We start from the raw sequence: 16,810 nt of genomic DNA on the forward strand, positions 1-16,810 counted from the left end.
GCCGCGCACCCAGATGGCGGCCTACGCCGCGTCCAAGGCCGCCACCACCCAGTTCAGCAAGTGCCTGGGCCTGGAGCTGGCCGAATTCGGCGTGCGTTGCAACATCGTGTCGCCCGGCTCCACCGACACCGCGATGCAGCGCCAGCTGTGGAGCGACGACGCCATCCCGCCGGCCATCCTGCAAGGCTCGCTGGAGCAGTACCGCACCGGCATCCCGCTGCAACGCATCGCCGCGCCGCAGGATGTGGCCAATGCAGCGCTGTTCCTGCTGTCGGATCAGGCGCGTCACATCACGCTGCATAATCTGTACGTGGACGGCGGCGCGACGCTGGGGATCTGAGCACCGATTCACGATCCGCAAACAAAAACGGGCAAGACCATTGGTCTNNCCACCACCTTGATCTTGCCGCTGACGATATCCTTGCGCGCCTGCAGGATCTTCTTCTCCATCTCAGGCGTGATCAGCGAACGGTTGTACTGGTCCAGCGCCCAATCCACGCCGTTTTCCTTCAGGCCCATCAGCTTGACGTCCGGCTTCCACGCGCCGTTCTTGGCGTCGCGCATGGTTTCGTACACCGCGTTGTCCACGCGCTTGACCATGGAGGTCAGCACCACGCCCGGCTGCAGATAGTTCTGATTGCTGTCCACGCCGATGTAGAACTTCTTGGCGCCCTTGGCCGACTGGATCACGCCCATATTCGACAGCGCCGCCGCGGCGAACACCACGTCCACGCCGCGATCGAACTGGCTCTTGGCCAATTCGCCGCCGCGCGCCGGGTCGTTGAAGGCGGCGTGGGTGGTGCCTATCATGTTCTGCATCACCACCACCTTGGGATTGGCGTACTTGGCGCCCTGGGCGTAACCGCAGCCGAAGGCGCGGATCAGCGGCACGTCCATGCCGCCCAGATAGCCCACCTTGCCGCTCTTGGACTTGAGCGCGGCGGCCATGCCCACCAAGAAGGAGCCTTCCTGCTCCTTGAAAGCGATGCTCTGCACATTCGGACCCTTGGCCACCGAATCCACCAGGGTGAACTTCACCTTGGGGAATTCCTTGGCCACGGTCTCGATGGACTGGGTGTAGGCGAAGCCCACCGCCACCACCAGGTCGGCGCCCTTGCGCGCCATATTGCGCAGCATCTGCTCTTTCTGAGCGTCGTTGCTGACCTGGCCTTCGCGGTAGTTGATGTGGAATTCTTTCTTGAAACGTTCGGCGCCGTTGAATGCCGCTTCATTGAAGCTCTTGTCGAACTTGCCGGCCTGATCGTAGATCACGGCGACAGTGAAATCCTTGGCTGCAACCGGGCCTGCCAGCAAGATGGCAGCGGTTGCGCCTGCGATGTGTTTCAGCGCAAACGTCATGTTTTATCTTTTCTATGTGGATTACAGGCGATGCGACAGCGCCGCGGACGGCGTTGCCGGCGCTTCAAGCGAAAGACGGAGGGGGAAACCGAGTGGACCGCGGCTGCCGAGGCAGACGGGACGAAACAGAACCACGCCGCTGCGAACCGCAGCGGATACAACGCGCCAATTGAAGCTGCCGGATTGTAGGCAGCCCGCCGCCGGCTGTAAACCGGCGTGGCCGAATCCTGCAACAACAGGTCGAAAAACAGACAGCCCGCCGTAAGAACCTGTTTACGATCTGCTGCGCGTCGTGAAACGTGACACGGTGAGTACCGCTTCGAAATGCTCATGTACCTTATGTACATTCCGCTCTCTCAGCCGCGGCACCTTGTCCCGCTCTGGCTCGCTAGACTATGAACAGGCTCTGAAAACCAGGACCACGAGCCATCGGCAACGCTCAACCCCCGCTCAGCGCGGGAACAGCTGGCCGATGTCCTTGGCCTCCCAGTGCGGGAAGTATTTGCGCACCAACGCGTTCAACTCCAGTTCGAAGGCGCGCAAGCGCTGCAATTCGTCCTGCGGCGCGGCCGCCTGCTCCGTCCTGGCCGCCGTGATCATGCCGGCGCCGGCGGTGGCATTGCTCAGCCGGTCTATCACGATGAAGCTGCCGGTGCCGCGACAGGCGGCGTAAGCGTCTATCACCGCCGGCGCGTTCAGGCTGATGCGGCACAGCGCGATCTCGTTCAGGTGCAACGCTTCCGCCGGCTTCTGCTCCAGCGTGTTGACATCCACCTGGTGCAGGATGGCCTCCACCCGGCCGGTGACGAATTTGCCGGCCAGCTTGAAGCCGTATTCCTTGCCGGCGCGCAAGGGCGCGTCCTGCATCCACACCAGGTGCGCGTCCAGGCTGGACGCCACCGCCGGCGGCGGCTGGTCGGCGCGCACCAGCATATCGCCGCGCGACACGTCGATCTCGTCCTCCAGCGTCAGCGTGATCGCCTCGCCGGCGCCGGCCGCGGCCAGTTCGCCCTCGTAAGCCACCACGGCCTTGACCTTGCTGCGGCGGCCGGACGGCAGCGCCAGCACCTCGTCGCCGGGGCGGATCTCACCGGCGGCGATGGTGCCGCAGAAGCCGCGGAAGTCCAGATTGGGCCGGTTCACGTACTGCACCGGCAGACGGAAAGCCTCCAGCGCCGCGTCGCTGCGCACTTCCACCGTTTCCAGCAGCTGCATCAGCGTCGGCCCCTGATACCAGGGCGCGCCCTCACCGCGGCTGACCACATTGTCGCCGCGCAGCGCGGAGATCGGCACGAAGCGGATGTCCGGAATCGCCAGGCCCTCGGCGAAGGCCAGGTACTCGTCGCGGATGCGCTCGAACACCGCCGGGTCGTAATCCACCAGGTCCATCTTGTTCACCGCCACGATCACGTGGCGGATGCCCAGCAGGCTGACGATGAAGCTGTGGCGGCGGGTCTGGGTCTGCACCCCGCGCCGCGCATCGATCAGGATGATGGCCAGATTGCTGGTGGACGCGCCGGTGGCCATATTGCGGGTGTACTGCTCATGGCCCGGGCAATCGGCGATGATGAACTTGCGCTTGTCGGTGCTGAAATAGCGGTAGGCGACATCGATGGTGATGCCCTGCTCGCGCTCCGCCTGCAAACCGTCCACCAGCAAGGCCAGGTCTATCTCCTGATCGGTGGTGTTGTACTTCTTGGAGTCGCGCTCTATCGCCGCCAGCTGATCCTCGAAGATCAGCTTGGAATCGTGCAGCAGCCGGCCGATCAAGGTCGATTTGCCGTCGTCGACATTGCCACAGGTGATGAAGCGCAGCAGATCCTTGTTTTCGTGCTGACGCAGGTATTCCAGGATGTCGCCGGCGATCAGATCGGATTGGTGGGTCATCAGAAATATCCTTCCATCTTTTTCTTTTCCATCGAACCGGCGCTGTCGTGGTCTATCACCCGGCCCTGACGCTCGGAGGTGCGGGTCAGCAGCATCTCCTGGATGATGTCCGGCAGCGTGGCCGCCTGTGACTCCACCGCGCCGGTCAGCGGATAACAGCCCAGGGTGCGGAAGCGGACGCGGCGGGTTTCAATGCTCGCCTTCTCCGCCGGGCTCAGATAATCCAGTATCCGCTCGTCGTCTATCATGATCAGCGTGCCGTCGCGTGCTATCACCGGCCGTTCGGCGGCGAAGTACAGCGGCACGATCTCGATGTTTTCCAGGAAGATGTATTGCCAGATGTCCAGTTCGGTCCAGTTGGACAGCGGAAACACCCGTATGCTCTCGCCCTTGTCTATCTTGCTGTTGTAGATGTTCCAGAGCTCGGGCCGCTGGTTCTTCGGGTCCCAGCGGTGGTTGCGGTCGCGGAAGGAATACACCCGCTCCTTGGCGCGGCTTTTTTCCTCGTCGCGGCGCGCGCCGCCAAAGGCGGCGTCGAAACCATATTTGTTCAAGGCCTGCTTCAGGCCCTCGGTCTTCATCACGTCGGTGTGCTTGGCGCTGCCGGCGGTGAACGGGTTGATGCCGGCGTCCACGCCCTCCTGGTTGACGTGAACGATCAGGTCCCAGCCGTATTCGCGCGCCTGCTTGTCGCGCAGCGCGATCATTTCCTTGAACTTCCAGGTGGTGTCCACGTGCATCAAGGGAAACGGCGGCTTGCCCGGCGCGAACGCCTTCTTGGCCAGGTGCAGCATCACCGCCGAATCCTTGCCTATCGAATACAGCATCACCGGGTTTTCGAATTCCGCGGCCACTTCGCGAATGATGTGGATAGACTCCGCTTCCAACTGCTTGAGGTGAGTCAGCCTCTCTTGACCGATGTCCATGCTTCCTGCCCATCCTGTAGATGCGCTCAAATCTACCGAAAGCCCATCGGCGCATCAAAACCGATGGGTTATATCAATATGCTCTTAGCAAATCAACAATTAGTCCAAAGGGCAATAAGAACGCCAAAGCGAACACCGCGGAATGTTCGGCCCATGCCGCAATAACTGTCTACATTAGTACAAATACGCAAACCGCATGGAGACAGCGATGAGCCCCGCCGCAGAGCCGGAATACCAAATCGTCGCCACGCTGCGCTGCCCGGACGGCCTGTCGGTGCTGCTGGCCAGCCGCGACGGCGCGGCGCTGGCGCTGGTGGAGTCCGCGTCCGAGCTGCCGGACACGCCGCCGCGGCCGGCCTTCCGCCACCCCCTGCTGCAAGCCTGGCAAGGCCAGGCCCGCCTGGACGGCAAACACTATGCCGTCTACCGGCAGGATACGCTGCAGCCCTTGCGTCTGAAGGCGCTGCCCGCGCTGCCACTGGCCGAGCGGATAGGCCTGGCCTGCGACATTCTCGAAGCGCTGGTTCATCTGCACGCCAGCGGCAAATGCCTGGGCCGGCTCTATCCCGAAACCGTGTTGGCCGACATCCACCAACGCGTCGCGCTGCTGGGAGAACACGCCTGCCAGGCACTGAGCCCGGAGCGGCTGCGCCAAGAGCTGTCGCAGACCGAACAACTGCTGCGCTGGCTGATCAGCGCCGGCGCAACCAACCGCGACGGCGAACCGGAATTGGAACAATGGCTGGACGCGCTGCGCGATCCGGCGGCCGACGCCGGCGCCTGCCGCCGCGCGCTGGCTGGCCTGCAAGACTGGCTGGCCCGGCATCAGCGCTTCAACCGCCAGGAAGGCGGCCGCGCCGCGCTGGACCACCTGCTGCAACGCATGCGCCACGCGCCGGACTTCCCGGCGCTGTCCCAGGCCATAGCCGCCATGAACAAGAGCAACAACGCCGACAGCGAACGGCTGCAAGCGCTGTCCAGCGCCATTCTCAAGGATGTGTCGCTGACCAATAAGCTGCTGAAGGTGGTGAATTCCGCCAATTTCAGCCAATACGGCGGCGCGGTCAGCACCATCTCGCGCGCCATCGTGATCCTCGGCTTCGACACCATACGCAATCTGGCGCTCAGCCTGCTGCTGTTCGAGCACCTGCACAACCGCGCCCACGCCGACGAGATCCGCGACGTGGCGATCAAGACCCTGTTCACCGGCCTGCTGGCGCGCTCGCTGGCGCCGGCCTGCGGCGTGCGCGAGGCGGAAGAAGCCTTGATCTGCGGCATGCTGCAAAACCTGGGCGAACTATTGTGCGTCAACTATTTCCGCGACGAATACCGGCAGATCCAGGCGCTGATCGCCGCCGGCGCCGGCGTCGACCAGGCCGCGCACCAGACGCTGGGCACTTACTACGCCGACCTCGGCGCCGCCACCGCCGCGCTGTGGCGCTTCCCGGAACGGATTCTGACCGGCATGGAGCCGATGCCGGCCGGCGCGGTGCGCCAGCCGCAAACCGGCGAGATGCGGATGAAGGCGCTAAGCTCGCTGTGCCGCGAACTGGTCTGCCAGCTGACCCAGAGCGGCATCGACCAGGCCGACGCCAGCCGCAAGCTGCTGCAACGCTACAGCCGGGCGCTGGCGCTGGAGTGGGCGCCGTTGGAGCGGGAACTGGCACAGGCGCAAACCCTGCTTGCCGCCTACCTGACGGAACTGGGGCCAGAAGCCGGCCAAGGACCGTGCTCACAGGCCTTGCGCCTGGCCAGGCTGAACAAGAGCGCGCCACCGCCCAGCCCCGCCGCGCCGCCACCGCCAGCGCCGGACCCCACCCGGCTGCAAGCCACCGCGGGCTCCGCCGGCCGGATCGCCGTGCTTTCCGCCGGCGTGCAGGACATCACCAACACCCTATTGGGCGATTACAAGCTCAACGACTTGCTGCGCATCATTCTGGAAACCATGTACCGCGGCCTGGGCTTCGACCACGCGCTGATCTGCGCGCGCAGCGGGGCCGATCTGCCGCTGCAGGCGCGCTTCGGTTTCGGCGAAAAAGTGGAGTTGCTGCTGCCGGCGCTGCGCGCCGATATCGACAGCGGCGACAGCCTGTTCCGCAAGGCGTTGGAACGCAACGCCGACATGTTGATAGACGATATCGACGCGCCGGCCATCGCCCAGCACATCCCGGCCTGGTATCGCCAGATGAGCGTCGCCCATACCTTCGTGCTGCTGCCGCTGTCCTTGGACAAGCGCAAACTGGGCATACTCTACGGCGACCGCCGCCTGGCGGGATCGCTGGCGATCGCGCCGGAACAGCTCAGCTTGCTGAAGACCTTGCGCAATCAGGCCTTGCTGGCCATACGCCAGCAGCCCGCGAGATCGTGAGCCGGCGCTAAATCACCTCGCCGGCGAAGCCGTCCAGCGCCGCCAACAGGCGATCGACATCGGCGAACTCGGTCTCTGGACACAGCAGCAACATATTGTGGAAGGGGGTGATCAGGAAGCCGCGGTTAAGCAGATACAGGTGGATGATGCGCTCCAACTCCTCATCCTGCATCGCGCCGGCCTCGCCGCCGTTGCGCGGCGGGCGCGGGGAAAACTGGAACTCGCAGCGCGCGCCGACGCGGCTCACGCACCACGGCAGCCGCCAGCGCTCTATCCAGTCCAGCAAGCCGTCCGCCAGATGCTGTGCCAGCGCGAACATCCGCTGATACGCGGCGTCGCTCATCACCTCGGCCAGATTGGCGCGCATCGCCGCCGAAGCCAGCATATTGCCGCTCAAGGTGGTGCCGATGCCGGAATGCCCGGGCGCGGCCGCGCGCTTGGCGCGCTGCGCCCGCTCCGCCAACTCGGCGCTGAAGCCGTACACCGCGCACGGCAGGCCGCCGCCCAGCGGCTTGCCCAGCACCAGCGCGTCCGGCTTCAAGCCGTAAGCCGCGCCATAGCCGCCTGGGCCGCTGCTGATGGTGTGGGTTTCATCCAGCAGCAGATAGCTGCCGTAGCGACGGATCAAATCCTGCGCCGCGCGCCAGAAACCGGGCTCCGGCATCACCATGCCGATATTGGTCATCACCGGCTCGGCCAGCACGCAAGCCACCTGCTCGTCGCGCAAGGCCCGTTCCAGCGCCTCCAGATCGTTGAACTCCACCACCCGGGTATGCGCGGCCAGATCATGCACCTGGCCCAGCAGGCTGGCGCGGCGCCGCGGCTGGCCATCGACCAGATCAACGAACACATCGTCCACCGTGCCGTGGTAACAGCCGTTGAACACGACGATCTGGTCGCGGCCGCTGGCGGCGCGCAGCCAGCGCAGCGCGAAGCGATTGGCGTCGCTGGCGCTGATGGCGAACTGCCAGTGCGACAGGCCGAAGCGCCGCGCCAGTTCCTCGGCGACCCACACCGCGTCCGGCGACGGCAGCATGGCGGTCAGGCCGCGCGTCGCCTGCTCGGCTATCGCGCGCGCCACCGGCGCCGGCGAATGGCCGAACATCGCGCCGGTGTCGCCCAGGCAAAAGTCCAGGTATTCATGGCCGTCCACGTCGCGCAGCCGCGCGCCCCGGGCTTCTTCCACGTAAAGATTGAACGGGGTGGACCAGTCCGCCATCCAGTGCAGCGGCGCGCCAAACAGCAAATGCTCGCCGCCGGCGGCGGACAGCTGCCGCGAACGCGGTCGCCGCTCGGAAAACAAGGCCAGTTCCTGTTGGTGCAAGGCTTGTGCCTTGCCGAAATCGATGCCGTGACGCAAAGCCATGAAGCGCTCCTTGGAAAGGAAGACTGCGCGTCAGTATATCCAGATGTCGTCGCTAGCGGCAGCGCCGCCGATGCGCCCCGGCACAAGGGATGGCTCGAATGCGACGAAGCCCGGCCAAGAACCGGGCTTCATCGCTGCCGCGATGGCAGGCATTACAAGGGCAGATGAGCTGCCAGCGCGTTGATTTTTTGCAGCGCGCGGCGGAAGCGGCTGTGCGCGCGCGACACCGTGGATTCGCTGATATCCATCTGCTGCGCGGCGAAGTAGCCGGTCATGCCCTCCACCTCCATCAGCCATACCGCTTCGCGCGAACGTTTTTTCAGGCCGATCAGATCGGCCACCTGGTTGAAATCGTCAAGCTTCATAGCGCTGTTCTCCTCAGGCCTTCGCCTTGGCATCACGACTGTCTATGCAGTGGGCGGCTTTTCGATAACGACTCTCCGCGTCCTTAACCGGCGCGGCCTTTTCAGTATAGAGGCTTGCAAAAAAAATGCAGGCAAGGACGGGCGAAAACGTCGCCGCTCCACCCGCCGATTGCGGCTTTTTCGCACATTCGCGCCTCAACGCCCGTTCACGACCTCATCATCCTGGGCAAGCCCGGGTATTGAGGTTGAGAAAGCGGAGTAGACAAAGAGAGATCGGCGTTTCGACGCGGGTTTCAATACCCTTGTCCAAACAGGTCCGCCGAAACGCGACCGCCTTGAACCGAGCCCACAAGCCAATAGCCGTCGCCGGCGCTCAGCGCCGCCCCATCCAGCGCAACACGCCGCCGGCGGCGGCGCGGCCGGTGGAGAAGCAAGCGGTCAGCAGATAGCCGCCGGTGGGCGCCTCCCAGTCCAGCATCTCGCCGGCGCAGAACACCCCAGGCATCGCCTGCAACATCAGATTGTCATCCAGCGAGCCGAAGGTCACGCCGCCGGCGGTGCTGATCGCTTCGTCCAGCGGCCGCGGCGCCAGCAGCCGCAGCGGCAAGGCCTTGATGCCCTCGGCCAGCTTGACCGGATCATTGAACGCGTCCTTGTCCAGGCATTCGCGCAGCAGGCCCATGCGCACGCCCTTTAGGCCCAGCCGGCTTTGCAAATGGCTGGACAGCGAGCGCGAGCCGCGCGGCCGCGCCACTTCGCCCAGAATGCGCGGCGCGCTCCAGTCCGGCATCAAGTCCAAATGGCACAGCGCCGCGCCGCTGCGCGCGATTTCATCGCGGATGGCGCCGGAGCAGGCATAGATCAGATTGCCCTCCACCCCGCCCGAGGTGATGACGAATTCGCCACGACGGCTGAACGGATGGCCGGTGACCGGGTGGAACTGCAAGGTCACCGACTTCAGCGGCGCGCCGGCGAACTTGTCGGCGAAGTGCTCGCTCCAGCCGGCGTCGAAACCGCAGTTGGACGGCTGCAGCCGGGTCACTTCCACGCCGCGGTCGCGCAGCATCGCCGCCCAGCTGCCGTCCGAACCCAGCTTGCGCCAGCTGCCGCCGCCCATGGCCAGCACCACCGCGTCGGCTTCGGCGACACGCTCGCCGTCCGGCGCCGACAAGCGCAGCCGGCCGCGCTCGTCCCAGCCCAGAAAGCGGTGACGCACGTGAAAACTCACCCCGGCCTCGCGCAGCCGCGCCAGCCAGCAGCGCAGCAGCGGCGCCGCCTTCATCTCCTTGGGGAACACCTTGCCGGAGCTGCCGATGAAGGTTTCTATGCCCAGGCCATGCACCCAGGCGCGCACATGCTCGCCGTTGAACACATCCAGCATCGGCCGCAATTCGGCGCTGCGCGCGCCGTAGCGCTGCACAAAGCTGGCGTGCGGCTCGGAATGAGTGATGTTCATGCCGCCGACGCCGGCCAGCAGGAATTTGCGGCCTACCGACGGCATCGCGTCGTAGACATCCACCCGCAGGCCCGCCGCCGCCAGTTGCTCGGCGGCCGCCAGGCCGGCCGGTCCGCCGCCGATGATGGCCACGCGGCGTCCGCTGTTGTCACTCATATACTGCGCTCCTTGAAATTCACGGTGATGAAGACGCCGGCTTGCGGCGAGGGCGCGATTCTCACAGAAAACCGCCGCAAACCCAAGCCTAATCGTTTTAACTATAAGTTTGATTTAAACCAACATTCCTACGTCATCAAATCACTACCATCGCGCTGCGGCTCATTCCAATAAAACCTATAGCGGCAAACGCGCGATTCTACAAACACACCAAGGAGAACGGACCCACCGTCCGCACACGCATGCGCAAATTTTCCGATTGGCCGATCTGGCTGAAACTGACCATGGCGGTATGGTGCTGCCTGGTATTGGCCTGGAGCGGGCTGATCGCCTGGGAAACCAGCGTCAGCCGCGACATCGCGGTGGAACAGGCGCAAGACCTGGCCCACAGCATGAACGAAATGACCATGGCCGGACTCACCGGCATGATGATCACCGGCACCGTCGGCCAACGCGACGTATTTCTGGACCAGATCAAGGAATTGTCCGCGGTGCGCGATCTGCGCGTGATCCGCGGCCCGGCGGTCAGCAAGCAGTTTGGCCCCGGCAACGCCGGCGACAAGAATCTAAGCGGCGACGCGGTGGAGCAACAGGCGTTGCGGGACGGCAAACCCCATATCCAGATCGAATCCACGCCGGCGCTGGGCGAGCACCTGCGCGTGGTCTACCCGGCGCTGGCCGCGCGCAACTACCTGGGCAAGAACTGCATGAGCTGCCATCAGGTGGCGGACAAGACGCCGCTGGGCGTGGTCAGCATGCGCATCTCGCTGGAAAAGCCCTATGCCTCGGTCAGCCGTTTCCGCGACCAGAGCATCCTGTTCGCCATCCTGGTCTCGCTGCCCTTGATGGCGGTGGTGTTCCTGCTGGCGCGCCGCTTCGTCACCCGGCCGCTGCAAGCGATGTCCGCCGGCCTGGCCGAGCTGGCCCAGGGCGAAGGCGATCTGACGCGGCGGCTGCCGGTGCGCAGCCGCGACGAAATCGGCGACACCGCCTTGCGCTTCAACCAGATGCTGGCCACCATCGCCGAGCTGGTGCGCAACGTCGGCGCTTCCGCCAACGCGGTGTCGCAATCCTCGCGCCAGCTGGCCGGCGGCGCCGCGCAGTTGGCGGAAAGCTCGCACAAGCAGAACCGTCAATCCCAGTCCGCCGCCAGCGCGGTGGAGCAATTGGCCAGCCATATCGGCGAGATCGCCGGCAAGGCCGAGGATGTCAGCGCCGAGGCCGATCAGAGCCTGCAGCGCTCCGAGGCCGGCCGCGCCAGCCTCAGCCAGCTGCAGCACGAAGTCAGCCAGGTTGAACAGGCGGTGCGGCTGATGGCGCAGGCGGAGACCGAGCTGGCCCACTCCACCTCCAGCATCACCAATATGACCAAGGAAGTGCGCGAAATCGCCGAACAGACCAATCTGCTGGCGCTGAACGCCGCCATCGAGGCGGCGCGCGCCGGCGAGCAGGGCCGCGGCTTCGCCGTGGTGGCCGACGAGGTGCGCAAGCTGGCCGAGAAATCGGCCCGCTCCGCCAGCGAAATCGATACCGTGACCGGCGCGCTCAACCAGAAAACCGACGCGGTGCGCGCCGCGGTCAATGCCGGCCTGTCCTCGCTGGCCGCCAGCCGCCAATCAGCCGACAGCGTGGCCAGCGTGCTGGGCGCCGCCAATCAATCGGTGGCCGAAGTGCGCCAGGGCCTGCGCCAGATCGTCGCCGTCACCGAGCAGCAGCGCGCCGCCAGCCAGGCGGTCACCGGCAATATCGACGCCATCGCCGAGATGGCGCAGACCAATGACCAGGAAATCGGCCAGACCGTGCATGCCGCCGAGCAGTTGGAAGGCCTGGCGCAGCGGCTGACGGAATCGGTATCGCGTTTCTCGGTGTGAATCCCGCCGGCGGCGGACATCCGATTTGGCCGTTGGCCGCCGGCCTGTTACACTCGCAGCCCGATACCGTAATACGCCAAGTCATTGTGAAAAAAGCCGCTTTCTCCACCCTGCCCTTGCCCGCCGCCCTCTTGTCCAATCTGGACAGCCTGGGCTACCACAGCATGACCGCCATCCAGGCGGCCAGCCTGCCGGCCATCCTGGACGGCCAGGACCTGATCGCCCAGGCCAAGACCGGCAGCGGCAAGACAGCGGCTTTCGGACTCGGCATCCTGGCGCGGCTGAATCCGCGCTGGTTCGGCGTGCAGGCGCTGGTGCTCTGCCCCACCCGCGAACTGGCCGACCAAGTGGCGCAGGAAATCCGCCGCCTGGCGCGCAGCATAGACAATGTCAAAGTGGTTACCCTGACCGGCGGCAGCCCGATGGGCCCGCAGATCGGCTCGCTGGAACACGGCGCCCACATCGTGGTGGGCACGCCCGGCCGGCTGCAGGACCATCTGTTCCGCGGCTCGCTGAACCTGTCTGGCGTCGGCACCCTGGTGCTGGACGAGGCCGACCGCATGGTGGACATGGGCTTCATCGAGGAAATCGTCGGCATCGTGCGCGCCTGCCCGCGCCAGCGCCAGACGCTGATGTTCTCCGCCACCTATCCGGAAAACATCCGCAAGATCAGCGCCCAATTCATGCGCCGCCCGCAGGAAATCCAGGTGGAGTCGCTGCACGGCGGCGAGCGCATCGAACAATGGTTCTACAAGATCAAGCCGGAACAGAGGCTGGAAACCGTCACCACCATACTGCAACACCTGCGCCCGACCTCGGCGCTGGCCTTCTGCAACACCAAGGAGCGTTGCAAGGAACTGGTGCGCGACCTGCAGGCGCGCGGCTTCAGCGCGCTGGCGCTGTACGGCGACCTGGAACAGCGCGAGCGCGACCAGATCCTGCTGCGCTTCGCCAACAAGAGCGCCACCGTGCTGGTGGCCACCGATGTCGCCGCGCGCGGCCTGGACATCAAGGAGCTGGACCTGGTGATCAACGTCGACGTCACCCATGATCCTGAAATCCACATCCACCGCATCGGCCGCACCGGCCGCGGCGAGGCGATGGGCCTGGCGCTGACCCTGACCGCCGACAACGACGACAAGCGGCTGGCGCTGATCGAAGACTATCAGCAGGCGCCGCTGACCTGGGCCAAGCTGGAGCAACTGACCCCGGCCCCCGGCGGCCCGCTGCTGCCGCCGATGGTCACGCTGGAAATCGCCGGCGGCAAGCGCGAAAAACTGCGCCCCGGCGACATCCTCGGCGCGCTGACCGGCGACGCCGGCTTTACCGGCGCCCAGATCGGCAAGATCAACATCTTCGAATTCGCCAGCTTCGTGGCGCTGGACCGCGCCATCGCCGAGCAGGCGCTGCAGCGTCTGTCCGCCGGCAAGATCAAGGGCAAGCAGTTCAAGATGCGCCTGATTTGAACGCCAACGCGCCCCTGGAACCGACAAGCACTGCCGGGCCGGGGGCGTTTTTGCTAGAATACGTCTCATTAGCCGCAGACACGCACATCACCAGAATCCCATGAGCATCCAACTGAAAACCGCCCAAGACATCGAAAAGATGCGGATCGCCGGCCGCCTGGCGTCGGAAGTCCTCGACTACATCACCCCCTTCATCAAGCCCGGCGTCACCACCGAGGCCATCGACAAGCTGTGCCACGACTACATCGTCAATGAGCAGGGCGCGATCCCGGCGCCGCTGAACTACGCGCCGGACGGCCACAATCCGTACCCGAAGTCGGTGTGCACCTCGGTCAACCACGTGATCTGCCATGGCATCCCCAATGACAAGCCCTTGAAGAGCGGCGACATCATGAACCTGGACGTCACCGTGATCAAGGACGGCTACCACGGCGATACCAGCCGCATGTACCACGTCGGCAATATCAGCGAACACGCCCGCCGCCTGTCCCGCGTCACTTACGAATGCATGTGGCGCGGCATCGACAAGGTCAAGCCGGGCGCCACGCTGGGCGATATCGGCTACGCCATCCAGCAGCACGCGGAAAACTCCGGTTACAGCGTGGTGCAGGAATTCTGCGGCCACGGCATCGGCACCAAATTCCACGAAGAGCCGCAAGTGCTGCACTACGGCCGCCCCGGCACCGGGCTGGAACTGCAGGCCGGCATGATCTTCACCATCGAGCCGATGATCAACCAGGGCAAGCGCCACCTGCGCATGCTGGGCGATGGCTGGACCGTGGTCACCAAGGATCGCAGCCTGTCCGCGCAGTGGGAGCACACCGTGCTGGTCACCGACAGCGGCTACGAAATCCTGACCCAGTCCGCCGGCACCCCTCCCAAGCCAGGCAAGTAAACCAGGAACACCCTGATCAGCCCGGCGCAGCCGGGCTTTTTTACGCCCATGCCCGCGCCATCGTGCGCGGCGCGACTTTACCCAAAACCCGGCTTGCCCTGCCTCCTCCACTTTCTTACACTGAAGAAGTGAAACCACATCCAGCGGGAGCCGGCCATGGCACTGACCATCAATAGCAATCTCAGCGCGCTGCAGGGACAGAACCAGCTTAGCCAGACCCAAAAGGCCAAGGAAAAGCTGCTGGCCCAACTCTCCGCCGGCAAGACCACCGACAACGCCGCCAACAACCCGGCCAACGCCGCCATTTCCGAAGCGCTGCTGGCCCAGATCAACGGCAGCAATCAGGCGATCAACAACGCCAACGACGGCGTTTCTCTGGCCCAGACCGCCGACGGCGCGCTCAACCAGATCCAGGACAATACCCAACAGATCCAAGAGCTGGCGATCCAGGCCGGCAACGGCGCGCTCAGCGCCAGCAACCGCCAGGCGCTGCAACAGCAAGTGGACCAGTTGACCCAGGCCAATTCCGCCATCGTGCAAAGCACCGAATTCAACGGCACGCCGCTGTTGAATAGCAACAATCCCACCACCTTCCAGGTGGGCCCCAATGGCAGCGCCGACAACCAGGTCAATGTGCCCGGCATCAATCTCGCCGCGGCGCCGGCCAGCGGCGGGCTGAACAGCTACAACGCCAATCTGAACGCCACCGGCACCATAGACATCAGCACCCAGGCCGGCGCGCTGGCGGCGCAGCAGAGCACCGCGGCCGATCTCAACACCCTGGCCAGCACCCGCAGCACGCTGGGCGCGGTCAGCAACCGCTTCGAGGCCAGCATCAACGATCTGCAAACCGCCTCCCTTAACGCCTCCGCCGCCAATAGCCGCATCAGCGACACTGACTTCGCCTCCGCCTCCGCGCAATTGGCCGCCAACCAGATTCTAGGCCAGGCCGGCCTCGCCACCCAGGCGCAGGCCAATATCAGCGCGCGTTCGGCGCTGTCGCTGCTGGGCTGAGACCGGCCAGGCCCAAAGCCCAGTTTCCGCGCGCTTTAGCCGGCCAAGCCTTGTTACACGCGGTTACAAGCGATATCATTGGCACACACGCTTTTCGCGCACTAAATCATCGGGCACCCTGCGGTGCCCTTTGTCTATCTGAAGGAGTTGCATATGTCGACAAGCCCGGCCATCACGGTGTCCTCTCTGGACTATGAGCGCCTTGCCGCGCTGCTGGAGGATTGCGAGAGTGGCCACCCCACGGCGGCCGCGCTGGAGGCGGAACTGGAGCGGGCCGATGTGGTGGAACCCAGCGCCATGCCCGCCGGCATCATCACCATGAACAGCTGCGCGCGGGTTAAGCTGGACGATGCCCAGGAGAAAACCCTGACCCTGGTCTACCCGCGCGAAGCGGATAGCGAGCAAGGCAAGATCTCGGTGCTGGCGCCCATAGGCGCGGCGCTGCTGGGCCTGTCCGTGGGCCAGAGCATCGATTGGCCGACACCGGCCGGCAGCATCCGGCTGTCGGTGCTGGAAGTCACCTACCAGCCAGAAGCGGCGGGCGAACTGCACCGCTGATAAAAAAACCGGCCATCACATGGATGACCGGTTTTTTTGTGTCGCGCCAGCGGCAAAACCTTACCAGCAGCGCTGAATCGTCTGCGCCAGCTGCACCAGCCGGCCATGAAAGAAATGGCCGGCACCGGGAAAAACCACCACCGGCAAGCCTTGCGGCCGAGCCCAATCCATCACCGCGGATAGCGGAATCACCTCATCCTCCTCGCCGTGAATCACCAAGGCATCGGCCGGTACCTCAGGCGTGGGAGTCTCGTACTTGCCCACCGCCACGCCCATCAGCAGCAGTTTGTCCGACGCTATGCGCGCGCGAGTGCGCGCCGCGACGAAGCCACCGAAGGAGAAGCCGGCCAGCGCCAGCGGCAGCTCGCCCTGCTCGCCGCGCGCGTGCTCCACCACCGCGATCACGTCCTCCACCTCGCCATTGCCGTAATCGTGCTGGCCTTCGCTGTCGCCAACGCCGCGCAGATTCGGGCAATAGCAGACATAGCCCAGCTGCGACAGCGCCTTGGCCGCGGTCTGCACCACCTTATTGGTATTGGTGCCGCCCTGCAGCGGATTGGGGTGGCAGATCACCGCGATGCCGCGCGCCTCGCCCTGCGCCGCCACCACGATGGTTTCCAGGCCGCCGGCCGGGCCGGCCACCACTTGCTTGTTCATCGCCTTCAACATCAGATCTTCAACCTTTCCACCACGCGTCCGCCCACCATGTGCTCGGCGACGATTTCGTCGATGTCTTCCTTATCGACAAAGGTGTACCAGGTTTCCTCCGGGTACACCACCATCACCGGGCCGTCGTCGCAGCGCCCAAGACAGCCGGCCTTGTTGACGCGGATCTTGCCCTCACCGGCCAGGCCCAGCGCCTTGACCTTGTCCTTCATATAGCCCAGCAATTCGCTGGAACCATGATTGTTGCAGCAATCCTCGCAGCCGGCGCGCTGATTGCAGCAAATGAATACATGCTTGTCGAAAAAGCTCATGGAATGCCTCGTATGCTCACAGAACCATCTTAGAACCTGTTTACGATCTGCTGCGCGTCGGCGATACGGCGTTGAAAACAGCTTCGAAATGCTCATGTACCACACGTACATTCCGCTTTCTCAGCTGTTTTCGCCTTGTCTCGCTC

Annotated in this window: 15 protein-coding genes; 7 read left to right on the forward strand and 8 right to left on the reverse strand. The window is 64.7% G+C overall.

The window, feature by feature from the left end; all coding sequences use genetic code 11:
- Window positions 1-340, forward strand: a 340-nt coding sequence (locus LQT98_RS21860; protein WP_231465173.1) for an SDR family oxidoreductase, incomplete at its 5' end; no start/stop codon positions are given.
- An 8-nt stretch (window positions 341-348) separates the two neighbouring features.
- On the opposite strand, the gene LQT98_RS21865 is transcribed toward LQT98_RS21860, so the two are convergent.
- The 3 genes from LQT98_RS21865 to cysD form a co-directional block, all read right to left on the reverse strand.
- A complete protein-coding gene (locus LQT98_RS21865) occupies window positions 349-1,359 on the reverse strand; it encodes a BMP family lipoprotein (protein ID WP_231465175.1) in 1,011 nt (336 codons plus the stop codon).
- Between the two features lie 450 nt (window positions 1,360-1,809).
- On the reverse strand, window positions 1,810-3,246 hold the full coding sequence (gene cysN, locus LQT98_RS21870) for a sulfate adenylyltransferase subunit CysN (RefSeq protein WP_231465177.1): 1,437 nt from the start codon (window positions 3,244-3,246) through the stop codon (window positions 1,810-1,812).
- The gene (cysD, locus tag LQT98_RS21875) at window positions 3,246-4,172 is read right to left on the reverse strand and encodes a sulfate adenylyltransferase subunit CysD (protein WP_048410635.1); all 927 of its coding nucleotides are present in this window, start codon (window positions 4,170-4,172) and stop codon (window positions 3,246-3,248) included. Before cysD ends, cysN begins: the two co-directional genes overlap by 1 nt.
- 208 nt (window positions 4,173-4,380) lie before the next feature.
- Between cysD and LQT98_RS21880 the strand changes: the two genes are divergently transcribed.
- On the forward strand, window positions 4,381-6,540 hold the full coding sequence (locus tag LQT98_RS21880; RefSeq protein ID WP_231465179.1) for an HDOD domain-containing protein: 2,160 nt from the start codon (window positions 4,381-4,383) through the stop codon (window positions 6,538-6,540).
- Between the two features lie 7 nt (window positions 6,541-6,547).
- Here the strand turns inward: LQT98_RS21880 and LQT98_RS21885 are convergent, their stop codons facing one another.
- From LQT98_RS21885 to LQT98_RS21895, 3 genes are all read right to left on the reverse strand, one after another.
- Entirely contained in the window at window positions 6,548-7,906 is a 1,359-nt protein-coding gene (locus tag LQT98_RS21885; protein WP_231465181.1) for an aspartate aminotransferase family protein, read from the reverse strand.
- Window positions 7,907-8,058: 152 nt separating this feature from the next.
- Window positions 8,059-8,271 carry a sigma factor-like helix-turn-helix DNA-binding protein gene (locus LQT98_RS21890; protein WP_048410637.1) on the reverse strand — a complete coding sequence of 71 codons (213 nt, stop codon included), beginning with the start codon at window positions 8,269-8,271 and terminating at the stop codon, window positions 8,059-8,061.
- 373 nt (window positions 8,272-8,644) lie between these two features.
- Window positions 8,645-9,883 carry a TIGR03862 family flavoprotein gene (locus LQT98_RS21895; RefSeq protein WP_231465183.1) on the reverse strand — a complete coding sequence of 413 codons (1,239 nt, stop codon included), beginning with the start codon at window positions 9,881-9,883 and terminating at the stop codon, window positions 8,645-8,647.
- Between the two features lie 242 nt (window positions 9,884-10,125).
- Here LQT98_RS21895 and LQT98_RS21900 point away from each other — a divergent pair, with 242 nt between their 5' ends.
- The 5 genes from LQT98_RS21900 to rnk all read left to right on the forward strand — a co-directional run bounded on the left by LQT98_RS21900 (window position 10,126) and on the right by rnk (window position 15,687).
- Window positions 10,126-11,754 carry a methyl-accepting chemotaxis protein gene (locus LQT98_RS21900; RefSeq protein WP_231465185.1) on the forward strand — a complete coding sequence of 543 codons (1,629 nt, stop codon included), beginning with the start codon at window positions 10,126-10,128 and terminating at the stop codon, window positions 11,752-11,754.
- A gap of 86 nt (window positions 11,755-11,840) precedes the next feature.
- Window positions 11,841-13,220 (forward strand): ATP-dependent RNA helicase DbpA, encoded by a 1,380-nt coding sequence (gene dbpA, locus LQT98_RS21905; protein ID WP_048410679.1) that lies wholly within the window; start codon window positions 11,841-11,843, stop codon window positions 13,218-13,220.
- 67 nt (window positions 13,221-13,287) lie between these two features.
- Window positions 13,288-14,115: a type I methionyl aminopeptidase gene (map, locus tag LQT98_RS21910; protein ID WP_331282576.1), complete on the forward strand. Its 828-nt coding sequence runs from the start codon at window positions 13,288-13,290 to the stop codon at window positions 14,113-14,115.
- A 156-nt stretch (window positions 14,116-14,271) separates the two neighbouring features.
- Window positions 14,272-15,129: a flagellin N-terminal helical domain-containing protein gene (locus LQT98_RS21915; RefSeq protein WP_231465187.1), complete on the forward strand. Its 858-nt coding sequence runs from the start codon at window positions 14,272-14,274 to the stop codon at window positions 15,127-15,129.
- 153 nt (window positions 15,130-15,282) lie between these two features.
- On the forward strand, window positions 15,283-15,687 hold the full coding sequence (gene rnk / locus LQT98_RS21920; protein WP_048410642.1) for a nucleoside diphosphate kinase regulator: 405 nt from the start codon (window positions 15,283-15,285) through the stop codon (window positions 15,685-15,687).
- 60 nt (window positions 15,688-15,747) lie between these two features.
- Here the strand turns inward: rnk and LQT98_RS21925 are convergent, their stop codons facing one another.
- Together LQT98_RS21925 and LQT98_RS21930 are read right to left on the reverse strand one after the other, a co-directional pair.
- Entirely contained in the window at window positions 15,748-16,356 is a 609-nt protein-coding gene (locus LQT98_RS21925; RefSeq protein ID WP_231465189.1) for an alpha/beta hydrolase, read from the reverse strand.
- Window positions 16,356-16,664 (reverse strand): (2Fe-2S) ferredoxin domain-containing protein, encoded by a 309-nt coding sequence (locus LQT98_RS21930; protein WP_043590538.1) that lies wholly within the window; start codon window positions 16,662-16,664, stop codon window positions 16,356-16,358. The genes LQT98_RS21925 and LQT98_RS21930 overlap by 1 nt, the downstream gene beginning before the upstream one ends.
- Window positions 16,665-16,810 lie beyond the last annotated feature (146 nt).

The organism is Chromobacterium aquaticum (assembly GCF_021129195.1).
In the GTDB taxonomy this organism is placed as follows: domain Bacteria; phylum Pseudomonadota; class Gammaproteobacteria; order Burkholderiales; family Chromobacteriaceae; genus Chromobacterium; species Chromobacterium aquaticum.

Bases quoted from the DNA above. Each gene is read 5' to 3' on its own strand.
- cysN (WP_231465177.1), bottom strand. From the start codon at position 3,246: ATGACCCACCAATCCGATCTGATCGCCGGCGACATCCTGGAATACCTG.
- cysD (WP_048410635.1), bottom strand. From the start codon at position 4,172: ATGGACATCGGTCAAGAGAGGCTGACTCACCTCAAGCAGTTGGAAGCG.
- LQT98_RS21880 (WP_231465179.1), top strand. From the start codon at position 4,381: ATGAGCCCCGCCGCAGAGCCGGAATACCAAATCGTCGCCACGCTGCGC.
- LQT98_RS21885 (WP_231465181.1), bottom strand. From the start codon at position 7,906: ATGGCTTTGCGTCACGGCATCGATTTCGGCAAGGCACAAGCCTTGCAC.
- LQT98_RS21890 (WP_048410637.1), bottom strand. From the start codon at position 8,271: ATGAAGCTTGACGATTTCAACCAGGTGGCCGATCTGATCGGCCTGAAA.
- LQT98_RS21895 (WP_231465183.1), bottom strand. From the start codon at position 9,883: ATGAGTGACAACAGCGGACGCCGCGTGGCCATCATCGGCGGCGGACCG.
- LQT98_RS21900 (WP_231465185.1), top strand. From the start codon at position 10,126: ATGCGCAAATTTTCCGATTGGCCGATCTGGCTGAAACTGACCATGGCG.
- LQT98_RS21915 (WP_231465187.1), top strand. From the start codon at position 14,272: ATGGCACTGACCATCAATAGCAATCTCAGCGCGCTGCAGGGACAGAAC.
- rnk (WP_048410642.1), top strand. From the start codon at position 15,283: ATGTCGACAAGCCCGGCCATCACGGTGTCCTCTCTGGACTATGAGCGC.
- LQT98_RS21925 (WP_231465189.1), bottom strand. From the start codon at position 16,356: ATGTTGAAGGCGATGAACAAGCAAGTGGTGGCCGGCCCGGCCGGCGGC.
- LQT98_RS21930 (WP_043590538.1), bottom strand. From the start codon at position 16,664: ATGAGCTTTTTCGACAAGCATGTATTCATTTGCTGCAATCAGCGCGCC.